Here is a 617-nt window from a genome sequence, read left to right on the forward strand (position 1 = left end):
AGACTACAGCTCAGCAGCGGAAGCGGACTTATCGGGCGCTCAGCATTTATCTGTTGATGGAACGGCGCTTGGTCAAGGTGCTCTAACAAATACCACACGTGATTTTGATATCCGGAGTACTGCTGATGCAGATGCTCGTGCCGATGAAGTTTTAACGGGCGTTGTACAGAACCCCGTAGCCGTTACCTTATCAGGTGATGACGATAATGACACTGAAAATGGCTTCAAGTCTTATGAAGGTACTGGCCAAGTATTAGCGGAAGGTGACCTAGCTTATACCTCAGTCTATAAAGATTTTGGTGATGACGGTGAGTTACGTGTTGCTCATATTGATGGCGCTGTCAGTGCTTTAGGTAATCAAATTCCAGTAGACGGTGTTCTAGTCATTGGTAATAAAACTGCGACCCTACCGACAGAAGGTAAGTTTGAATACACGGGTGATGCTACCAATCGTAAAGTAGGTCCTGGTAATGCTATTGAATATGGTACTTCTGCGTTCACTGCTGACTTTGTCGCCAAGAAAGTAGCTGGCGAATTGAAGTTTGCCAATGCAGGTGATATTAATTTAGCAGCAGATATCGACGGTAACGAGTTCTCAGGTACTGCAGCTGATGAGA

1 protein-coding gene is annotated in these 617 nt (G+C 45.4%); it reads left to right on the forward strand.

Annotated elements, in window-relative coordinates:
* A partial coding sequence (locus ACS8E3_RS13025; protein ID WP_439244764.1) for a transferrin-binding protein-like solute binding protein occupies positions 1-617 on the forward strand: 617 nt, incomplete at both ends.

The sequence above is a fragment of the Psychrobacter sp. 2Y5 genome (assembly GCF_051847375.1).
In the GTDB taxonomy this organism is placed as follows: Bacteria; Pseudomonadota; Gammaproteobacteria; order Pseudomonadales; family Moraxellaceae; genus Psychrobacter.